We start from the raw sequence: 19,098 nt of genomic DNA on the forward strand, positions 1-19,098 counted from the left end.
GCTGTGTCAGCCGCTGTTCCCACCGGGGGCAGCGGCTGGCTGCTCGGGGGTCCGGGGGCTGCCCCGGGAAAACACAGCAAGGAGACATGGACGTGACGACCGACGCGAACGCCCCCTGGCTGATCGTGGGCCTCGGCAATCCCGGCCCCGAGTACGCCGCCAACCGGCACAACGCGGGCTTCATGGTGGCCGACCTCCTCGCGGAGCGGATCGGCGGGAAGTTCAAGCGGGCCGGCAAGGCGCAGGCGCAGGTCCTGGAGGGCCGGCTCGGCGCACCGGGTCCGGCGAGCCGCCGGGTCGTACTGGTGAAGCCGATGTCGTACATGAACCTCTCGGGCGGCCCGGTCAACGCGCTGCGCGACTTCTACAAGGTGCCCGTCGCGAACATCGTCGCCGTGCACGACGAGCTGGACATCGACTACGGCACCCTCCGCCTCAAGCTCGGCGGCGGCGACAACGGCCACAACGGGCTGAAGTCGATGACGAAGGCCATGGGCCCGGACTACCACCGGGTGCGCTTCGGCATCGGGCGCCCGCCGGGCCGTATGCAGGTGGCGGACTTCGTGCTGAAGGACTTCTCGTCCACCGAGCGCAAGGAACTCGACTTCCTGGTGGACCGCGCCACCGACTCGGTGGAGTGCCTGGTGAGCGAGGGCCTGGAGCGGGCGCAGAGCGCGTACAACTCCTGAGCCGTCCGACTTGCCCGGATTAACCCTCTTGTCCCTCGCGGGAGTTGACCGCGTGTGCGGCTATGGCCAATGATCCCGGCCATGAACTTCGGACGGCTCGCGGCGATGGGCACGGTCGCCCTGCTGATCCTGATCGCCGGGGTCTGGGGCTCCTGGCCCACCGCGCACAACGTGATGCTGACCAAGGGCCGCGAGAGCGGCACCATCGAGGTCACCGCGTGCGGCGACGACACCTGCACCGGTCCCTACACTCCGGTGTCGACCGGATCGAGCGCCCGCGCCAAGGTCGTCATCGAGCACACGGTCGCGGTGAAGAAGGGCCGGACGTACGCGGTGGTCGTGAAGCCCGGCACCGACGAGGTCATGCGCTCCGGCCCCGCCGGCATCCTCTACGCCTGGGTCCCCCTCGGCGGCGCCCTCCTGCTGGCCTCGGTGGTGGTCGCCGGCGGCCTGCGCCTGACCCGGCCCGCGTGGGTACTGGCCTGGTCGGGGATCGCGCTGCTGACGGCGGCGTTCGTCGCCCTCTGACCGCTGGAAAAGACGAGTGCCCCCGAGCTTCTACGACAGCTCGGGGGCACCCTTCGTTTCTCTGCTCAGCCGGTGTTGCGCAGCCCCGCCGCCACACCGTTGACGGTGAGGAGGAGGGCGCGGCTCAGCAGCGGGTCGGGCTCGGCACCGGCCGCCGCCTCGTCGCGCTGGCGCTTGAGGAGGGTGACCTGGAGGTAGGAGATCGGGTCGAGGTAGGCGTCCCGGATGGTGAAGGTCTGCTTCAACACCGGGGTGGCGTCGAGGAGTTCGGCCTCACCGGTGACGCGGAGCACCTCGGCGACGGTCAGATCGTGCTCGGCCCTGATGGTGTCGAAGACGTGCTTGAGCTCGTCCGGGACGAGGGTGTCGACGTAGTGCTGGGCGATCCGCAGATCGGTCTTCGCGAGCGTCATCTCCACGTTGGAGATGAAGTTGCGGAAGAAGTGCCACTGCTCGTGCATCTCGTCGAGCACGGTGTCCAGGCCCGCCTCGCGCAGCGCCTTCAGCCCTGACCCCACGCCGTACCAGCCGGGCACGATCTGCCGGGACTGGGTCCAGCCGAACACCCACGGGATGGCGCGCAGTCCGTCGAGCGAGACGCCCGAGCCGGGGCGGCGGGAGGGCCGCGAGCCCAGGTGCAGATCGGCGAGCTGGTCCACCGGCGTGGAGGCGAGGAAGTACGTCGGCAGGTCCGGGTCCTCGACCAGCCTGCGGTAGGCCGCGTGGGCGGCGTCGCTGACCACGTCCATGGCCGCGTCCCAGCGGGCCAGCGCCTCGTCGGACTGACGGGGTGACGTGTGCAGGGCGGAGGCCTGGAGCGTGGCCGCGACCGTCAGCTCCAGGTTCTCGCGCGCCAGCGACGGCACCAGGTACTTGTCGGAGATGACCTCGCCCTGCTCGGTCACCTTGATCTCGCCCTCCAGCGTGCCCCACGGCTGCGCGAGGATCGCGTCGTGCGAGGGGCCGCCACCGCGGCCGACCGTTCCGCCGCGACCGTGGAAGAGCCGGAGCCGCACGCCGTACCGGTGCGCCACGTCACGCAGCCGCCGCTGGGCACGGTGGATCTCCCACTGAGATGTCGTAATACCGCCGAACTTCGACGAGTCCGAGTACCCGAGCATGACCTCCTGGACATCCCCGCGCAGCGCCACGAGCCGCCGGTAGGACGGGTCGGAGAGCATGTCCTCCAGGATGGTGTCGGCGGCCTTCAGCTCGTCCGTCGTCTCCAGGAGCGGCACGATGCCGACCTTCGCCCAGCCGGCGTGCAGGTCGATCAGCCCGGCCTCGCGGGCGAGGACGGCGGCGGCGAAGACGTCGTCGGCGCCCTGGCACATCGAGATGATGTACGACTCGATGACCTCGGGCCCGAACACGGCGAGGGCCTTCTTGACGGTCTCGAACACCCCGAGCGTCTTCTCACCGGCCGCGTCGACGGGCGCGGGCGTCGGAGCCAGCGGCCGCCTCGACCGCAGTTCCTTCGCGAGCAGCTTGGTGCGGTACTCGCGAGGCATGTCCGAGTACCGCCAGGACTCCTCGCCGAGCCGGTCGAAGAGCTGGCCGAGGGCGTGGTGGTGGGCGTCCGCGTGCTCGCGTACGTCCATGGTGGCGAGCTGGAGGCCGAACGCGCCGAGCGTGCGGATCGTACGGTCCATGCGGCCGTCGGCGAAGAGGCCGCCGCGGTGGGCGCGCAGGGAGGTCTGGATGAGGGTGAGGTCGTGCAGCAGCTCGGCGGTGCCGAGGTAGTCGCGGCCGGGCTGGTGCGGGGTGTCCTTGGCCAGGCGGCTCTTGGTGTTCTCCAGCTTCTGCCGGATGCAGGTGGCCTTGAGCCGGTAGGGCTCCTCGGCGTTGAGCCGCTTGTAGCGGGGGCTGATCTCGGGCAGCAGCTCAAGGTCGGCCTGGAGGGACTCCAGCAGTTCCTCGGTCGCGCCCGTGTAGCGGATGGAGTTGGAGAGGAAGCCGCGCAGCTCGTCGATCGTCTCCAGGGCGTCGTTGATGCCGTGCTCGTGCTGGAGGATCAGGACGTCCCAGGTGACCTGGGGCGTGACGTTCGGGTTGCCGTCGCGGTCGCCGCCGATCCAGGTGCCGAAGGTGAGCGGACGGGTGTCGTCGGGCAGCTTGACGCCGACGCGCTCCAGCTCGGCGGTGAGGTCCTCCAGGACATCCCCTACGGCGCCCGCGTGCAGCTCGTCGAGGTAGTAGATGGCGTTACGGGCCTCGTCGGCGGGCTCGGGCCGGACGACCCGCAGCTCGTCGGTCTGCCACACGAGGTCGATGTTCTCGGCCAGCCGGGTGTCGTAGCGGCGGCGGTCGGAGGCGATGACCGGGGTCTCCAGGAGCGCGGCGATGCGCCGGAGCTTGTTGAGGACCGACCGGCGCGCGGCCTCGGTGGGGTGCGCGGTGAAGACCGGGCGGACGTTCAGGTTCCTGACCGTCTCGCGCAGGTGGTCGGGGTCGGCGTCCTTGAGGCGGTCGGCCGTCCTGGCGAGGAGACCGCCCTCGGCGGCCCGCCGGGCGCGCAGCTCACGGCCTCGGTGCACCTGCTCGGTGACGTTGGCCAGGTGGAAGTAGGTGGAGAAGGCGCGGACCAGCTTGGCGGCGGTCTCCAGTTCGGTGCCGCGCAGCAGCTCGGCGGCGGCCTCGCCGTCCTCCCGGGTGAGGCGGCGGACCTTCTCGACCAGTTCGAGCAGCTCGGGGCCCTCCTGGCGGACGAGGGTCTCGCCCAGCAGGTCGCCGAGGCGCCGGATGTCGGCGCGCAGCTCGTTGTTGGTCGTGGTGGCCTGGTCGTCGGCACTGCTCACAGGTGCGGCTCCTTGCAGTGTTTGAAGCTCGTCCGGAGGGAACCCGGACGGCGGTCCCGCGGCGGCTGTCGCATACGGGACGGACATCCGGGAAGAAAACAGAGCGGACCGCGCTGTCCGACCGACACCAAGGATAGGTGTCCACTCTGACGCGCGGTCTCACGGGCTTCGTCCACCGGTCGACGCACTGCCATACTTACGTCGCCGTAGGTTACGGAACCGTAGGGAAGTCCATGGTGAACTCATACTCGGCTCCCGCCGTCCGACGCTCCGCCTCCACCTCCGAACCCCACAGGGGACGCCCATGACCACGAGCTCCGATGTGATCGACGACGCCCCGCGGGCGAACGACGACGGCACCCCGCTGCCCGCCGCCACCCTCGGCGGCGAGAAAAAGGGGACGCTGGAACAGCTGACACTCCTCCTCTTCATCACCGTCCCGTTCCTGGCGCTGGTCGCGGCGGTGCCGCTGGCCTGGAGCCGGGGCGGGGTGAGCTGGCTGGACCTCGGCCTGCTGGTGTTCTTCTACTACCTGGGCTGCCACGGCGTGACGATCGGCTACCACCGGTACTTCACGCACGGCTCGTTCAAGGCGAAGCGCCCGCTGCGGATCGCCATCGCCATCGCCGGGTCGATGGCGGTCGAGGGCCCGCTGGTCCGCTGGGTGGCCGACCACCGCAAGCACCACAAGTTCTCCGACGCGGAGGGCGACCCGCATTCGCCGTGGCGCTACGGCGAGACCGTGCCCGCGCTGATCAAGGGCCTGTGGTGGGCGCACATCGCGTGGATGTTCGACGAGGAGCGCACCCCGCAGGACAAGTACGCGCCGGACCTGATCAAGGACCGGACGATCCGCGCGATCTCCCGCCAGTTCATCTTCTGGACGATGCTGTCGCTCGCGCTGCCCCCGCTGATCGGCGGCCTGGCGACGATGTCCTGGTGGGGCGCGTTCACCGGCTTCTTCTGGGGTTCGCTCGTCCGGGTGGCGCTGCTGCACCACGTCACGTGGTCGATCAACTCGATCTGCCACGCGGTCGGCAAGCGCCCCTTCAAGTCGCGTGACCGCTCGGGCAACGTGTGGTGGCTGGCGGTCCTGTCCTGCGGCGAGTCCTGGCACAACCTGCACCACGCCGACCCGACGTCCGCGCGGCACGGTGTGATGCGCGGCCAGATCGACTCCTCGGCGCGGATCATCCGCTGGTGCGAGCAGCTCGGCTGGGCCTATGACGTGCGCTGGCCGTCACGCTCGCGTATCGATTCGCGCCGTATCTCCGGTCCGGACAGCTCTCGACCCCGGAAGGAGTCGGCGGAGGCGGCATGATTGACGCCGTGGCGACCGATCCCAGCAGCACCCCGAGCAACGAGAAGCCCCGGCGCGCGCGCCGCACCCGGATGACGGGAGCCGAACGCCGGGCCCAGCTGCTGGAAGTCGGTCGCACGCTCTTCGCGGCGAAGGGTTTCGAGGCCACGTCGGTGGAGGAGATCGCGGCGAAGGCCGGGGTCTCCAAACCGGTGGTCTACGAGCACTTCGGCGGCAAAGAGGGCCTGTACGCGGTGGTGGTGGACCGAGAGATGCGCCGCCTTCTCGACATGGTGACCAGCTCCCTGACGGCCGGCCACCCCCGCGAACTCTGCGAACAGGCCGCCTTCGCCCTCCTCGACTACATCGAGGAGTACACGGACGGCTTCCGCATCCTGGTCCGCGACTCCCCCATCCCGCAGTCGACCGGCTCCTTCGCGTCCTTGATCTCGGACATCGCGACGCAGGTCGAGGACATCCTGGGCCGCGAGTTCAAGAGCCGGGGCTTCGACGCCAAACTCGCCCCCCTCTACGCCCAGGCCCTCGTCGGCATGGTCGCCCTCACCGGCCAGTGGTGGCTGGACGTCCGCCGCCCGAAGAAGGCGGAGGTGGCGGCCCATCTGGTGAACCTGGCCTGGCACGGGCTGGACGGGCTGGAGGCGAAGCCTCGGTTGATAGGGCACCGGAAGGCCTAGGACCGGGGCTCCAGGAACTCCAGCCGGTTCCCCACCGGATCCTTCGAGTAGAAGCGCCGGTGTCCGGGCAGGTTCTCGTCCCAGGTGACCTGCGCCCCGTGGGCCTCCAGTCGGGCCGCGTACGCCTCGATGCCGACGACCCGGAGCCCTGGGTGGGCCTTGGAGGAAGGCCGGAAGTCGGTCTCGATGCCCAGGTGGAGCTGGACCGCCCCCGCCCCGAACCAGCACCCGCCCCGTGCCGCCAGCACCGGCGGCTTCGGGATCTCGGTCATGCCGAGGGTGTCGACGTAGTAGGCGCGCAGCGCGTCCTCAGAGCCCGGCGGGGCCGCCAGTTGCACATGATCCACGGCCGCGAGCACCGCTCACGCCCCCTTACGGGCCACCGCGAACAGCCGCCGGAACGGCAGCACCGTGCCGTAGTCGGCCGCCGGATACGCCTCGCGGAGCAGGTCGCGGTACTCCGTCACGAACGCGTCCCGTGCCTCCGGATCGTCGGCGAGGGCGGTGAGGGCGGGACGCAGGCCGGTGCCCTTGACCCAGTCGAGGACGGGGTCGGGGCCGGGCAGGATGTGCTGGTACGTCGTCTGCCAGACGTCCGCCGCGCAGCCGAGGCGGGCCAGGCGGTCGAGGTAGACGTCGGGCGTGTGGACCGAGTCCTCGCGCCGGAGGACCTCCCCGAGCCGGCTCTTCCAGCGGGCGGTGGCGGCGAGTTCGCGCATCAGGGCGTGCAGGGGTGCGTCGATGTTGTCCGGGACCTGGAAAGCGAAGGTGCCACCGGGCACGAGCGCGGCAACCCAGTCACCGAAGCGGTCCAGATGCCCCGGCACCCACTGCAGCGCCGCGTTCGACACGATCAGGTCGTACGGCTCTGCCGGCGCCCAGGTCGTCGCGTCCCCGTGGGCGAAGTCGAGCCGGCCGCCACCCGCCGTGGGGCCGGCGTGGGCTGCGGCCTTCTCCAGCATCTCGGGCGAGTTGTCGTAGCCGGTGATGTGCGCGGTGGGCCAGCGGTCGGCGAGGACGGCGGTCACGTTGCCGGGGCCGCAGCCGAGGTCGGCGATGCGGGGTGGGGTGCCGGGGACGTCGGTGACGCGGGCGAGGAGGTCGGCGAACGGGCGGGCGCGGTGGCCGGCGTGCCGCAGGTACTGGGCAGGGTCCCAAGTCGTCGTCATAGCACCCACCTTCCCCCTTTAATTATCTCGATGTCAAGAGACTTTGAGACGAGTTAGTTGATGTCAAGAGACTTCATGTCGACACAACCACTACACTGATCGTCATGGAGGACGAGGTCGATCGGCTTGTCGCAGCGTGGCGCCGGGAGCGCCCGGACCTCGACGTGGAGCCGCTTGAGGTACTGAGCCGGGTGAGCAGGCTGGCCCGACACCTGGACCGGGCCCGCAGGCTGGCGTTCGCCGAGCACAGCCTGGAGCCCTGGGAGTTCGACGTGCTGACGGCGCTCAGGCGCGCGGGCAGCCCCTACCAGCTCTCCCCCGGCCAGCTGCTGACGCAGACCCTGGTCACGTCGGGCACGATGACGAACCGTATCGACCGGCTGGCGAAGAAGGGCCTGGTCGAACGGCTCCCCGACCCCAGCGACCGCCGGGGCGTGCTGGTCCGGCTCACCGAGGAGGGCCAGGACCGCGCGGACCAGGCCCTGGCCGGACTGCTGGCGCAGGAGCGCGCGATCCTCGCGGAACTCTCCCGCGCCCAGCGGGGCGAACTGGCGGGACTGCTACGCCAGTTGACCGCCCCGTTCGACAACATCCCCGGCTAGGTCGACGGGCCCGACCCCGGCGCGCCGGGCAAGAGCCACGGCCGCGAGAGTCGAGTGCACCCCCAACTTGCCGAGCACGTTTTGCATATGCGTCCGGACTGTGTGCGGGGAAAGGAACAGCCGCTCGGCGACGGCCTTCCGCCCCAGCCCCGCCACCATGCAGCGCAGCACCTCGCGCTCCCGCGGAGTCAGCGACTCCACCAGGCGCTCGCTCTCGGTGCGGTGCTTGCGCGCGGCCGTCAACTCGCGCAGGACCCCGGTCAGCAGGGCCGGCGGCAGATGCGTCTCGTCGCGCAGGACACCTCGGATGACGGTTAAAAGCCTGGACAGCGAACAGTCCTTGGCGACCCAGCCGGAGGCCCCGGCCTGAAGCGCCAGCGCGGCCCGGCGCGGGTCGTCCTTCTCCGCCAGGACGACCATCCGTACGCTCGGCTGGGCGGAACGGACCCCGGCGACCAGGGAGATCCCGTCCACCAGCCCGTCCTCGTTGCCCGCCTGCACGGGCACGGCGGGCCGGATGCCCTGCACATTGCCGCCCAGGTCTGCGTCGACCAGCAGGACGTCGAATCTGCGGCCCTCGGCGTTGGCGCGCTCCATGCTGCGCAGCGCGGCGGGACCACTGCCGGCCGCGGACACGTCGACATCGGGCTCGGCCGCCAGTGCCGCGGCGAGCGACTCGGCGAAGATGCGATGGTCGTCGACGACCAGGACTCGGATGCGAACCACGAAACCCCCTTCCCCAGGCTCCTGGTGGAGCAGGGGATACCTCATCGTCGGGAGACGAAGCGTTGGTTGCGGGTACGACGCCCGGGAGCGGCCGAAGCCGCACGGCCGCCGCCGTGCAGAAACTGCTACCCCCACATCGGGCGTCGTACCCGACTTGTCTCGCCCCCTGATCAGCACCGGCCCCCACCGGTGCTGTTCACAGGGTACGGCTGGGGCGCAGCAGCGGAAGCTAATTTGCAGAACTGACTGTCCGGCCCGTTTATGGTGAGCCGCATGTTTCGTATTGAGACGGAAGTCGACAGAGAGCGACGCGATCTGCTCCGCGCCCGCCTGCTCGAAACCAACACGGCCGCGTCCCCGGCCCTACGGGCCCTGCGCGGAACCCCTCGCGAACGTGAAGTTCCCCTTCAGGTCTGGGCGTTGGACGACACGGGCGACCTGGCGGGCGGAGCGGTCTGCCACACGTGGGCGGACTGGCTCCACGTGACCTATCTGTGGGTGGACGCCCGACACCGGGGGACGGGGCTCGGCTCCCGTCTGCTCGCGCGGGCGGAGCGCATCGCCCGCGAGGAGCGCGGCTGTGTGGCGGCCCGCCTGGAGACGTGGGACTTCCAGGCACCGGACTTCTACAAGAAGCAGGGGTACGAGGTGGTGTGCGTGATCCCGGACTATCCGCCGGGGGTTACGGAGTACACGTTGACGAAGCGGTTGGGGTGAGCGAACGGCTGCCGTGCCGTGTGGCCGTCCTCGGCCTGCTCGGTGACTCGCCTCAACCCGTACGCTCCGTCACCAGGTGCCTGTTGTCGTGCTCTTGGGAAGAATCCGGTGCAGGATGCATACCGATGGCCCCCACGCCACGCGTCTCCCCGCCCGCATCCGAGAAGACCAAGCGGAATGCCTTCAGGCTGCGGGACAGACTTCCACGGGACGGGTGTGGTTGGGGATATCGTTCCCCGGTCTGTCCCAGTCCTTCAGAGCCCGCTGTCTGCCACCGGTGCAGAACGTCGCGCACCTTGGCCCGGCTGGGAAGATCCCGCAGGCCAAGAGGCTGCGCGCCGGCTTGGAGTGCGTGCCACACCGCCGCCTCAGCCTTGTACAGGAGGCCGTCCCACAAACGTTTCCGCTGCGAGCCCTGCCGCAGTGATCGCGCGGCTCTTATGACATCGGGAAAGACCGACTGGGCCCGTTCGAAGGCAAGGTAGTACGGCAGATCCTTTTCCATACCCTTGACCGCGGCCGGCGCGGTCGACTCCATGGCTTCGGCCCATGAGTCGATCACGTCTTTGTGCTGCTTTTCCGGGTAACGCATGCGGACCAGGTGCGTTGCCAGGTCGTAGAGAGGGTCGCCGTACGTGGCAAGCTCCCAGTCGACAGCGATTACACGGGAGTCGGTCGTGAGGACAATGTTGTCGCGATGCAAGTCCCCGTGAAGCAAGCCGCAGGGACGGGGGGCCATGACCGGTACCTTCTGGGCCATTTGGGCCAGCACGTCCTCCGGAACTCCCAGCTGGCTGAACAGGCCGCCGTACACCGACCAGCTGGGTCGGCGGATCTGACGGTCGGCCAACTGCGTAAGAGCGGCCAGGTAACCCCGACTGTCCGAACCGTAACGAGGCCAGTCGTCAGGCAGCGCCGGTAGCTCTTTCCGGCCTAGCGCAGCTGTCTGGGCGAGGATTTCGACCATGGCCGAGATCCACGACTGCTTCACGCGCTTCCCGTCCGGGCACACAGCGGACAGTGGCTCGCCCTCCACGTAGCTGAGCACAGTCGCCGTGGCTGTACTGGCCAGGCATTGTGGAACGTTGGGCAGCACGCCTCTGAGCGAGCGCAGCAGCTGCGCTTCGGACCACGTTCTGATCACTACCGGGACGGCCTCCGGCCTCGGAACGCGCACGAGCACGTGAGTGCCGGGTTCGCCCCCACAGAGTCGGGCCATGGCTTCGGTGAGGGGCAGCACATAGTTGCGATTGTGGTGGCCGCGGCTCTCGGTGCCAATGTTCTGGGCCAGTTGCACGAACTCGTCGCTGGCATCGACTTCGATGGACACTTCACTCCTGGGAGACACCTGAAGCCGGGGTGCTCCCGCAGGCTGCTCGAGGGTTGGAAAACCTCTGGAGCATAGTGTGAAGCAGGCGTTCGTGAGTGCATTTCAGCCACTCGCGATGCCCATGGGTGTCACGTGGCGAGGTACTCCCACAGCGAATCGAACCAGTCCTGCTGGTTCTTCACCCAGGCAGCCTGCGCGTCGTCCACTTCGTCGCCTTTGTCGAAGTAGGTACCGGTGGCGCCGACGCTGAGGATGTCGATCGCGTCCACCTCTTCCATCCCGCCCAGCAGGATGCGCCGCCGGGCCAGCTTGTACATGGCTTGGAAGGACTCCGTCTCGTTGAGCAGGAACAACTTGAACATGGGTGCCACGGGAACGCGCCTGACCTCGAAGTCGATCTCCTGGACCGGGCCATACGCCCGGAGATTCTGCAGGGTGTCCTCCAGAGACGACAGACAGCGGTCGGAGATTCCCAACAGACGCTCCACCACCCTCTTGTCATCTGGTGCAGCGATGTTGCGCGGGACGGGCAGCGACATGTCCCTGGCCGGAAGCATCATCCGCAATCTGATCTTTTCCGGCGCGGCGACCGAACCATCCCGAACACGTTCCGTCTGGAGGCGGAGATAAAGGTCGAGCGATTCGGACGTCAAGCAGTAGACGTCGAGCCGCACCTCTTCCTGAGCAAAGACCCGCTCAACGAACCAGCCCATCTCCGCCTTCCGCATCCGGGCGGCGCCGTCCGCTGCGAAAGGGGTCTGCGAGGCCTTGATGACGCGCGAACCGCTGCCCTGACGGGACTTGATCCATCCCTCCGCACTCAGCTCCCGCAGGGCGCGCTGCACGGTGTCCCGGGAGACACCGAACGAGGTGGCCAGTTCTCGCTGTGACGGCAGCATGCCGCCCTCCGGGTACTCCTGGGCCAGGATGCGGCGACGCAGCTCCATAAGCACTCTCTCGACCGCTCCGCCGACCTCGTCGCGTCCGTCGTCACTCACACAACGACCGTACCTCGCAAGGGCGGTGGAGAAAACCAGTTTCAGTCAGGTTGGCAGACCAGTTGGACTGATGGTTACGGGATCAAGCAGCCCGGGGATACCAATCGTGAGCCAGTTTGGTCCAATTGGCCGACTTCACTGAATCGGACGGGGGTCCTGCATGGTCGCCAGGAATGTTGCGTGGTTCATAGTCCGGCTCGTTGTCGAGCAACAGCTCCGGACACCGTATGGAGTCCTAGGTGCAGCATTCCTGGGCCTGGTCTCCCTTCTCGTGATCGCCTCGCCCGAGGCAACGAAGAAGGAGGAGCCTCCCAAAGAGGCGAAGGGCAAGGGGCTTCCCAGGGGCTGGTGGGTGCTTGTGCTGCTCTGCCTGCTGCTGGCTCATGCTCAGCTCACTTGAGCACGTCCCAAACCTCCTCCAGGGAACGCACGATCCGCGACGGTTCCACCCCCGCTCGCAGGAATGCCCGAACCCTGGGGAGGTTGTGCGCGTATCCCAGAAAGGGGACGTCGGCGGCCTGTGCCGCGTCGTAGTCCGTTGTCGCGTCACCGAGCATCAGCGCCTCCGACGGGTCGGCACCCATCGCCCGGAGCGCCAGCATCAGGGAGTAGGGGTGCGGCTTCATCAAATGGAGGTCACGCGTACGCCCGTAAACGTGCGGGAAGAAGCCGTCGAGCCCCTCGGCAGCAAGATAAGCGGCGGCCGCCCGGGCCGAGTTGTTGGTGCTGATGGCCAACCGGACACCTGAGTCGGCCCACGCCTGGATCACGTCCCCGGCATGGGGGGTCGCAACGGCGGAGTCGACGGCTTTCAGTTCCTCTCGGGTCAGCCACTCCTCCAGTTTCACTATCTGGTCGGAGTCCGGATGCCGCTGACTGATGGCGACCAGCATGCCGTGCGGGTCCTTGCTTAAACGTTCCTCCGTGGGCAGCACCTTGAACTGCTCGTGCGGTCCGAGTGAGTCGACCAACTCCTTGGCTATTTTGGCTGCGGAGTGCCCTGCGAACAGCTGGCAGATGGGACCGTCGAGGTCCCATAAGACGTATCGAACCGAGGACATCAGCTTCCGGAGATCTTCAGCCGAGGCTGTGTCCGGCTCAGTCGTGGGTGCATCAGGGGTCATCAGGAGAGTGTCAGGTTCGCGGCGACGCTTTCCCAGAGGGCAGGGACCGGGGTCTACCCGAGTTCCCCCGCCCTCCACCGAACGAGGAGACGACGAACCCCGGATCAGCCCACCCGCCGAGCCCCCGCCGAAGGCACCGCCAAAAACACCCGAGGCGCCGTATAACCGGCCCCCGCGAACGCCTCCTCCACCGCCTTCGTGACCGTCTCCGCGTCCGCGGCCTCCACCAGCACAACCGCCGAGCCGCCGAAGCCGCCGCCCGTCATGCGGGCGCCGAGGGCGCCGGCGCCGACCGCCGTGTCGACCACGAGGTCCAACTCGGGGCAGGAGATGCGGAGATCGTCGCGGAGGGAGGCGTGGCCCTCGGTGAGGACCGGGCCGATCGCCCGTACGTCTCCCGCGTCCAGCAGGGTGATGACCTGGTCGACCCGGTGGTCGTCGGAGACGACGTGGCGGACGTAGCGGCGAATCCGTTCGTCCGACAGGCGGGCCAGGGACGACTCCAGGTCTTCGTACGCCACGTCCCGCAGGAAGGGGACGCCGAGTTGGCGGGCGCCCTCCTCGCAGCCCTCTCGGCGTTCCGCGTACGCGCCGTCGCCGAGGGCGTGCTTGACCCTGGAGTCCACGACCAACAAGGACAGGCCCTCCGACGCCAGGTCGAACGGGATCTGACGGATCGACAGGTCCCGGCAGTCGAGGTGGAGCGCGTGGCCCTCCTCGGCGCAGGCCGAGGCCGTCTGGTCCATGATGCCGCAGGGGACGCCGACGAAGTCGTTCTCCGCGCGCTGCGAGATGCGGGCCAACTCCGGTCCGGAGAGGCCGAGTTCGAAGAGGTCGTTCAGGGCCAGGGCCGTGACCACCTCCAGCGCCGCCGAGGACGACAGGCCCGCGCCCGTCGGGACCGTGGACGACAAGTGGATGTCCGCGCCCGTGACTTGGTGGCCCGCCTCGCGCAACACCCAGACCACGCCCGCCGGATACGCGGCCCAGCTCGTGTTCGTGCGCGGGGCGAGGTCCGCCACGTGCAGTTCCACCACCGGGCCCTCGATGTCCGCCGAGTGGAGGCGCAGGACCCCGTCCGTGCGGCGCGACACCGCCGCCACCGCCGTGTGCGGCAGGGCGAGCGGCATCACGAAGCCCTCGTTGAAGTCGGTGTACTCGCCGATCAGGTTGACCCGGCCCGGCGCGGCCCAGACGCCCTCGGGAGCGGTGCCGTACAGCTCCTCGAAGCCCTCAAGTACACCCACGTGTTCTCTCCTAACCCTTCGATACGTTCTGCGCGAACGCCCACGCGTCCGCGACGATGCCCGCGAGGTCCGCGCGGGTCGGGTTCCAGCCGAGGCGCTCCTTGGCGCGGGTCGCCGAGGCGACCAGGGAGGCCGGGTCGCCGCCGCGGCGCGGGGCGACGACCTCGGGGATCGGGTGCCCGGTGACCTGGCGGACGGTCTCGATGACCTGGCGGACGGAGAAGCCCTCGCCGTTGCCGAGGTTGCAGATCAGGTGCTCGCCCGGTGTGGCCGCCTTCAGCGCCAGCAGGTGCGCGTCGGCCAGGTCCGCCACGTGGATGTAGTCACGGACGCAGGTGCCGTCCGGCGTCGGGTAGTCGTCGCCGTAGACGGAGATCGCGTCCCGCTTGCCCTGCGCTACCTGGAGGACCAGGGGGATGAGGTGCGACTCCGGGTCGTGGCGCTCGCCGCAACTGCCGTACGCGCCCGCCACGTTGAAGTAGCGCAGGGAGACCGCGCCCAGCCCGTGGGCCGCCGCCTCGCTCGTGATCATGAAGTCGACCGACAGCTTCGAGGCGCCGTAGGGGTTGGTCGGGGAGGTGCGGGCGGTCTCGACGATCGGGACCTCCTCCGGCTCGCCGTACGTGGCCGCCGTAGAGGAGAAGACGAGCTTGCGGACTCCCGCCTCGCGCATCGCGGCCAGCAGGGCCATCGAGCCGCCGACGTTGTTCTCCCAGTACTTCTCAGGCTTGACGACGGACTCGCCGACCTGGGAGAACGCGGCGAAGTGGAGGACGGCGTCGTAGGAGGAGTCGAGCCACTTGGCCGCGTCGCGGATGTCGCCCTCGATGAAGGTGGCACCCGCCGGGACGCCCTCCCTGAAACCCGTGGAGAGGTTGTCCAGGACGGTGACCTCGTGGCCCGCCTCCAGCAGGTGCTGGGCGACCACGCTGCCGACGTAACCCGCCCCGCCCGTGACCAGGTACTTACCGCTCATCAACTCGCTACCTCTCGCAGTCGCTGTGCCGCGAACTCCGGCGGCACGTCGTTGATGAACACGCTCATGCCGGACTCGGAACCCGCGAGGAACTTCAGCTTGCCGGACGTACGGCGAATGGTGAAAAGCTCGAGGTGGAGCGCGAAGTCGTCCCTGCTCACACCCTCGAACTCCTCCAGGGTGCCGAACGGCGCCTGGTGCCAGGCGGCGATGTACGGCGTCGGAGGCTCGCCCTCACCGAAGATCCGGTCGAAGCGCCTCAAGAGTTCCAGATAGACCTTGGGGAACTCTGTGCGCGCCGCCTCGTCAAGACCGAGCAGATCGGGCACGCGGCGCTTCGGGTACAGGTGGACCTCGTAGGGCCAGTGCGCCGCGTACGGCACGAAGGCCGCCCAGTGTTCACCCTCAAGGACGACCCGCTCACCGGCGAGTTCACGCTCCAGAACGGCGTCGAAGAGGTTCTCCCCGCCGGTCGCCTCCTTGTGCGCCGCGAGTGAACGCAGCATCAGGGCGGTGCGGGGCGTGGTGAAGGGGTACGCGTAGATCTGGCCGTGGGGATGACCGAGGGTCACCCCGATCTCCTCGCCGCGGTTCTCGAAACAGAAGACCTGCTCGACGGAGGGAAGATGCGACAACTCGGAGGTCCGGTCGGTCCACGCCTCCAGGACGAGGGCCGCCTGCTCCTCCGTCAGCGAGGCGAAGGACGCGTCGTGGTCGGAGGTGAAGCAGACCACCTCGCAGCGCCCGGAGTCCCCGGCCAGCGAGGGGAAACGGTTCTCGAACACGACGACGTCGTACGAGGAGTCCGGGATCTCGCTGAGCCGGTCGCCCGTCGTCGGGCAGAGCGGGCACTGGTCGGCCGGCGGGTGGTAGGTGCGGCCCTGGCGGTGCGAGGCGATCGCCACCGAGTCGCCGAGCAGCACGTCCCGCCGTACCTCCGAAGTGGTGACCGTGCGCTCCAGCGGGCGGCGGTCCACCGCGTCGCGCACGGTGTCGTCCCGCAGGTCGTAGTAGATGAGCTCACGACCGTCGGCCAACCGGGTCGAGGTCTTCTTCACGCCGGGCTCTCCATCCGTACGTACATCCACGCCACCATCCACGCCACCATCGACGCCACATCCGGGCTTCACACAGAACTAAACACATCAAACCACCGATCCCCCCAGTCGTCACCATCAAAATCAAACAAAGAACACCAAACGCAGAACACACACAAGGTGAGCGCTTGATGCAGAATCTGCAGCCCCCCACCTCCCTCGCCGCCGAGCTCCGGCTCCCCACCGACGGGCTCGACTACACGATCCTGGCGATCTACTTCGTCGTCGTCCTCGGCATCGGTCTGGCCGCCCGCAGATCGGTGAAGACGAGCCTCGACTTCTTCCTCTCCGGACGCTCCCTGCCCGCGTGGATCACGGGACTCGCCTTCATCTCGGCCAACCTGGCCGCCACCGAGATCCTGGGCATGGCCGCGAACAGCGCGCAGTACGGCGCGTACACCGTGCACTGGTACTGGATCGGCGCCATCCCGGCCATGGTCTTCCTGGGCCTGGTGATGATGCCCTTCTACTACGGCTCGAAGGTGCGCTCGGTCCCGGAGTTCCTCCTCCTGCGCTTCGACAAGTGGGCACACCTGCTGAGTTCGATCCTGTTCGCCTTCGCAGCGATCCTGATCGCCGGTGTGAACCTGTACGCCCTGGCGATCGTCGTCGAGGCGCTGCTGGGCTGGCCGCAGTGGGTGGCGATCGTCGTCGCCGGTGCCTTCGTGCTCGCGTACATCACCCTCGGCGGACTGTCGTCGGCGATCTACAACGAGGTCCTCCAGTTCTTCGTGATCCTCGCGGCCCTCATCCCCATCTCCTACCTCGGCCTGAAGAAGGTCGGCGGCTGGGACGGCCTGACCGACAAGCTGGACGCGACCCACGGCCACAACTTCACCACCGCGTGGGGCGGCACCGGCATCGGCAGCGTCAACCCGCTGGGTGCGAACTGGCTGACCATCGTGCTGGGCCTGGGCTTCGTGCTGTCGTTCGGCTACTGGACGACGAACTTCGCCGAGGTGCAGCGGGCCCTCTCCGCGAAGAACCTCTCCGCCGCCCAGCGCACCCCGCTGATCGCCGCGTACCCGAAGGTCTTCATCGTGTTCCTGGTGATGATCCCGGGCCTGGTGGCGGCGGCGCTGGTCCCGAAGATCGGCACGAGCGGCTCGGACCTCCAGTACAACGACGCGATCCCGTACCTGATGGAACAACTGCTGCCCAACGGCGTCCTCGGCATCGCGGTGACGGGGCTGCTGGCGGCGTTCATGGCCGGCATGGCGGCCAACGTCTCGTCCTTCAACACGGTCTTCACGAACGACATCTGGGCGAAGTACGTCGTGAGGGACCGCGAGGACGAGTACTACGTCCGCTTCGGCCGCCTGATCACGGTGATCGGTGTGGCGGCGTCGGTGGGCACGGCGTTCCTCGCTTCGTCCTTCTCGAACATCATGAGCTACCTCCAGACCCTGTTCTCCTTCTTCAACGTGCCGATGTTCGTGGTCTTCATCGTCGGCATGTTCTGGAAGCGCGCCACCCCGAAGTCCGGCTTCTGGGGCCTGCTCGCGGGCACGGTGACGGCGATGGTCAACTACTTCGTGATGTACAAGAAGGACATCATCAGCATCCCCTCCGACCAGGGCGCCAACTTCGTCTCCGCGATCGCCGGGTTCGTCGCGGGTGCGGTGGTCATGTTCGCGGTCTCCCTGTTCACGCAACCGAAGCCGGCTGCGGAACTCCAGGGCCTGGTCTACGGCACGACGTCCCCCGGCATGACCGAGGCACCCGCCGCGGGCGACGACGCGTGGTACCGCCGGCCGGCCCTGCTCGGCTGGGGCGCGGTGGTCCTGGCCGCCCTCTGCTACATCCCGTTCTCGTTCTAGCCGCGGAGGATTGAGAGACCATGTCCGAACACTCCGAACACGATCTCCAGCGTGAAGTCAGCGAGTTGGAGGGTAAGTCGACGACCGCGTCCCGGCTGTTCGATCTACGGCTGATCATCGGCGGGTTGTTCGTCGTCTACGGCGTGATCGTCACGATCGCGGGGATCAACCCGTCGGATTCGTCGCTGGACAAGTCCGAGGGCGTCAACATCAACCTGTGGACCGGGATCGCGATGTTGTCGCTCGGGATCTTCTTCCTGGGGTGGCTGAAACTGCGGCCCACACCTCCGGTGGAAGTGACGGACGTCGCGGAGGAGGAAGAGAGGGCTTAGGACGACGGCTGCCGGGTGCGGGTGGGCTGTGGCTGGTCGCGCTATTCCCCCACGAAGAGTTCCGACGGGTCGGTGACGTGGTTCGCGCGGTCCAGCCAGGCGTTGAGTTCGTCCAGGTCCGTGGAGGCGAGGATGCGGTCGCGGACGGCCTCGGGGACGTCGATCCGGCGCCAACCGAAAACACGGAGAAGCATCTCCGCCGTCGCCTGTACGCGCCCCTCTTCGCGCCCTTCCTCCCGCACCTGCTCCGCCAGCGGGTGTCGCCAGAAGTACTGGATCGCCGTCATCAGGTCCCTCCACATCTGCTGCGCCTGGCGGTCCGCCAGGCATGAGTCGACGAACTGCACGAAGACCGCGGCGCTGTCCGGGTCGATGGTCCGCAGGGCGGTTGCCAGGTTTTCCAGTATGGCGGCGGCCTGCGGACCCTTGCCATGTGTCATCGCCGAAAGCACCGCGAGGGGTACGTCCCGTTCGGCCTCCCGCTCGTCCGCGATCACCGGCACGTTGTCCGGACCGAGGACGAAGGGTCGTACCGTCAGCGAGGGGCATCCGCGCACCCCGAGATGAATGGGCTCCGCCGCCCAGCGGGCCGTGGCGCTGCTCTGGGTGATGACGATGAGCACGGGCTCGCAGCGGTACTTCTCGTGCAGGTAGCTGAGGTAGTACGGCCAACTGCCGCGTTTCCTCTTGTCGATGTCGCTCTGCGACTCGACAACCAGGAGATAGACGCCCTCCTCGGTCTCCGCCCGCAGCAACGTGTCCACGCGTCTCTCGACCGGCTCGATCTCCGTGAGATCCACGTTCATGGCCGCGAACTCACGCGGCTCCGGCAGGGGAACACCCAACACGTCCTGAAGAGCACGGGTGAGCAGCGCGGGATCCTTCTGGAAGATCCGGTGCAGCGCCTCGTGCGACGAGCCGACCATCAGTTCTCCTTTCGGTACGACATG

General features: G+C 68.3%; 20 protein-coding genes. 9 read left to right on the top strand and 11 right to left on the bottom strand.

Annotated features, from left to right (window positions below; genetic code table 11):
* Window positions 1-86: 86 nt before the first annotated feature.
* Both pth and ACQHII_RS20095 read left to right on the top strand, forming a co-directional pair.
* Window positions 87-689 (top strand): aminoacyl-tRNA hydrolase, encoded by a 603-nt coding sequence (gene pth / locus ACQHII_RS20090; protein WP_427920591.1) that lies wholly within the window; start codon window positions 87-89, stop codon window positions 687-689.
* An 81-nt stretch (window positions 690-770) separates the two neighbouring features.
* Entirely contained in the window at window positions 771-1,217 is a 447-nt protein-coding gene (locus ACQHII_RS20095; protein ID WP_427920592.1) for a hypothetical protein, read from the top strand.
* Between the two features lie 65 nt (window positions 1,218-1,282).
* Here ACQHII_RS20095 and ppc read toward each other — a convergent pair whose 3' ends face one another.
* Window positions 1,283-4,015, bottom strand: a complete 2,733-nt coding sequence (ppc, locus tag ACQHII_RS20100) for a phosphoenolpyruvate carboxylase (RefSeq protein ID WP_427920593.1) — start codon at window positions 4,013-4,015, stop codon at window positions 1,283-1,285.
* A gap of 304 nt (window positions 4,016-4,319) precedes the next feature.
* On the opposite strand from ppc, the gene ACQHII_RS20105 reads away from it, so the two are divergent.
* Together ACQHII_RS20105 and ACQHII_RS20110 are read left to right on the top strand one after the other, a co-directional pair.
* Window positions 4,320-5,336: an acyl-CoA desaturase gene (locus ACQHII_RS20105; RefSeq protein ID WP_427920594.1), complete on the top strand. Its 1,017-nt coding sequence runs from the start codon at window positions 4,320-4,322 to the stop codon at window positions 5,334-5,336.
* On the top strand, window positions 5,333-6,010 hold the full coding sequence (locus ACQHII_RS20110; RefSeq protein ID WP_200714921.1) for a TetR/AcrR family transcriptional regulator: 678 nt from the start codon (window positions 5,333-5,335) through the stop codon (window positions 6,008-6,010). Before ACQHII_RS20105 ends, ACQHII_RS20110 begins: the two co-directional genes overlap by 4 nt.
* Here the strand turns inward: ACQHII_RS20110 and ACQHII_RS20115 are convergent.
* The gene (locus ACQHII_RS20115) at window positions 6,007-6,369 is read right to left on the bottom strand and encodes a glyoxalase (RefSeq protein WP_427920595.1); all 363 of its coding nucleotides are present in this window, start codon (window positions 6,367-6,369) and stop codon (window positions 6,007-6,009) included. The genes ACQHII_RS20110 and ACQHII_RS20115 overlap by 4 nt on opposite strands.
* Before the next feature lie 3 nt (window positions 6,370-6,372).
* Window positions 6,373-7,179: a trans-aconitate 2-methyltransferase gene (locus tag ACQHII_RS20120; protein WP_427920596.1), complete on the bottom strand. Its 807-nt coding sequence runs from the start codon at window positions 7,177-7,179 to the stop codon at window positions 6,373-6,375.
* A gap of 104 nt (window positions 7,180-7,283) precedes the next feature.
* Between ACQHII_RS20120 and tamR the strand changes: the two genes are divergently transcribed.
* A complete protein-coding gene (gene tamR / locus ACQHII_RS20125) occupies window positions 7,284-7,781 on the top strand; it encodes a MarR family transcriptional regulator TamR (protein WP_019066624.1) in 498 nt (165 codons plus the stop codon).
* Here tamR and ACQHII_RS20130 read toward each other — a convergent pair.
* Complete coding sequence (locus ACQHII_RS20130; RefSeq protein WP_019066623.1) at window positions 7,740-8,507, bottom strand: LuxR C-terminal-related transcriptional regulator; 768 nt, start codon at window positions 8,505-8,507, stop codon at window positions 7,740-7,742. The genes tamR and ACQHII_RS20130 overlap by 42 nt on opposite strands.
* A gap of 261 nt (window positions 8,508-8,768) precedes the next feature.
* Between ACQHII_RS20130 and ACQHII_RS20135 the strand changes: the two genes are divergently transcribed.
* Window positions 8,769-9,224 (top strand): GNAT family N-acetyltransferase, encoded by a 456-nt coding sequence (locus ACQHII_RS20135; protein WP_427920597.1) that lies wholly within the window; start codon window positions 8,769-8,771, stop codon window positions 9,222-9,224.
* A 52-nt stretch (window positions 9,225-9,276) separates the two neighbouring features.
* Here ACQHII_RS20135 and ACQHII_RS20140 read toward each other — a convergent pair whose 3' ends face one another.
* Window positions 9,277-10,554, bottom strand: a complete 1,278-nt coding sequence (locus tag ACQHII_RS20140; protein ID WP_427920598.1) for an aminoglycoside phosphotransferase family protein — start codon at window positions 10,552-10,554, stop codon at window positions 9,277-9,279.
* Between the two features lie 128 nt (window positions 10,555-10,682).
* Window positions 10,683-11,552 carry a winged helix-turn-helix domain-containing protein gene (locus ACQHII_RS20145; RefSeq protein ID WP_427920599.1) on the bottom strand — a complete coding sequence of 290 codons (870 nt, stop codon included), beginning with the start codon at window positions 11,550-11,552 and terminating at the stop codon, window positions 10,683-10,685.
* 160 nt (window positions 11,553-11,712) lie between these two features.
* Between ACQHII_RS20145 and ACQHII_RS20150 the strand changes: the two genes are divergently transcribed.
* On the top strand, window positions 11,713-11,952 hold the full coding sequence (locus ACQHII_RS20150; protein WP_427920600.1) for a hypothetical protein: 240 nt from the start codon (window positions 11,713-11,715) through the stop codon (window positions 11,950-11,952).
* Here ACQHII_RS20150 and ACQHII_RS20155 read toward each other — a convergent pair.
* From ACQHII_RS20155 to galT, 4 genes are all read right to left on the bottom strand, one after another.
* The gene (locus tag ACQHII_RS20155; protein ID WP_427920601.1) at window positions 11,945-12,676 is read right to left on the bottom strand and encodes an HAD family hydrolase; all 732 of its coding nucleotides are present in this window, start codon (window positions 12,674-12,676) and stop codon (window positions 11,945-11,947) included. The genes ACQHII_RS20150 and ACQHII_RS20155 overlap by 8 nt on opposite strands.
* A 104-nt stretch (window positions 12,677-12,780) precedes the next feature.
* Entirely contained in the window at window positions 12,781-13,923 is a 1,143-nt protein-coding gene (galK, locus tag ACQHII_RS20160; RefSeq protein ID WP_427920602.1) for a galactokinase, read from the bottom strand.
* A gap of 10 nt (window positions 13,924-13,933) precedes the next feature.
* Window positions 13,934-14,899 carry a UDP-glucose 4-epimerase GalE gene (gene galE / locus ACQHII_RS20165; RefSeq protein WP_427920603.1) on the bottom strand — a complete coding sequence of 322 codons (966 nt, stop codon included), beginning with the start codon at window positions 14,897-14,899 and terminating at the stop codon, window positions 13,934-13,936.
* Window positions 14,899-15,957: a galactose-1-phosphate uridylyltransferase gene (gene galT, locus ACQHII_RS20170; protein WP_427920604.1), complete on the bottom strand. Its 1,059-nt coding sequence runs from the start codon at window positions 15,955-15,957 to the stop codon at window positions 14,899-14,901. The genes galE and galT overlap by 1 nt, the downstream gene beginning before the upstream one ends.
* 170 nt (window positions 15,958-16,127) lie before the next feature.
* On the opposite strand from galT, the gene ACQHII_RS20175 reads away from it, so the two are divergent.
* The gene (locus ACQHII_RS20175) at window positions 16,128-17,816 is read left to right on the top strand and encodes a sodium:solute symporter family protein (RefSeq protein WP_427920605.1); all 1,689 of its coding nucleotides are present in this window, start codon (window positions 16,128-16,130) and stop codon (window positions 17,814-17,816) included.
* A gap of 20 nt (window positions 17,817-17,836) precedes the next feature.
* Window positions 17,837-18,148, top strand: a complete 312-nt coding sequence (locus ACQHII_RS20180) for a hypothetical protein (protein WP_427920606.1) — start codon at window positions 17,837-17,839, stop codon at window positions 18,146-18,148.
* Between the two features lie 41 nt (window positions 18,149-18,189).
* On the opposite strand, the gene ACQHII_RS20185 is transcribed toward ACQHII_RS20180, so the two are convergent.
* The gene (locus ACQHII_RS20185) at window positions 18,190-19,074 is read right to left on the bottom strand and encodes a hypothetical protein (RefSeq protein WP_427920607.1); all 885 of its coding nucleotides are present in this window, start codon (window positions 19,072-19,074) and stop codon (window positions 18,190-18,192) included.
* Between the last annotated feature and the right edge of the window lie 24 nt (window positions 19,075-19,098).

Origin of the sequence: Streptomyces sp. cg40, from assembly GCF_050320165.1 — a bacterium.
Taxonomy (GTDB): Bacteria; Actinomycetota; Actinomycetes; order Streptomycetales; family Streptomycetaceae; genus Streptomyces; species Streptomyces hokutonensis.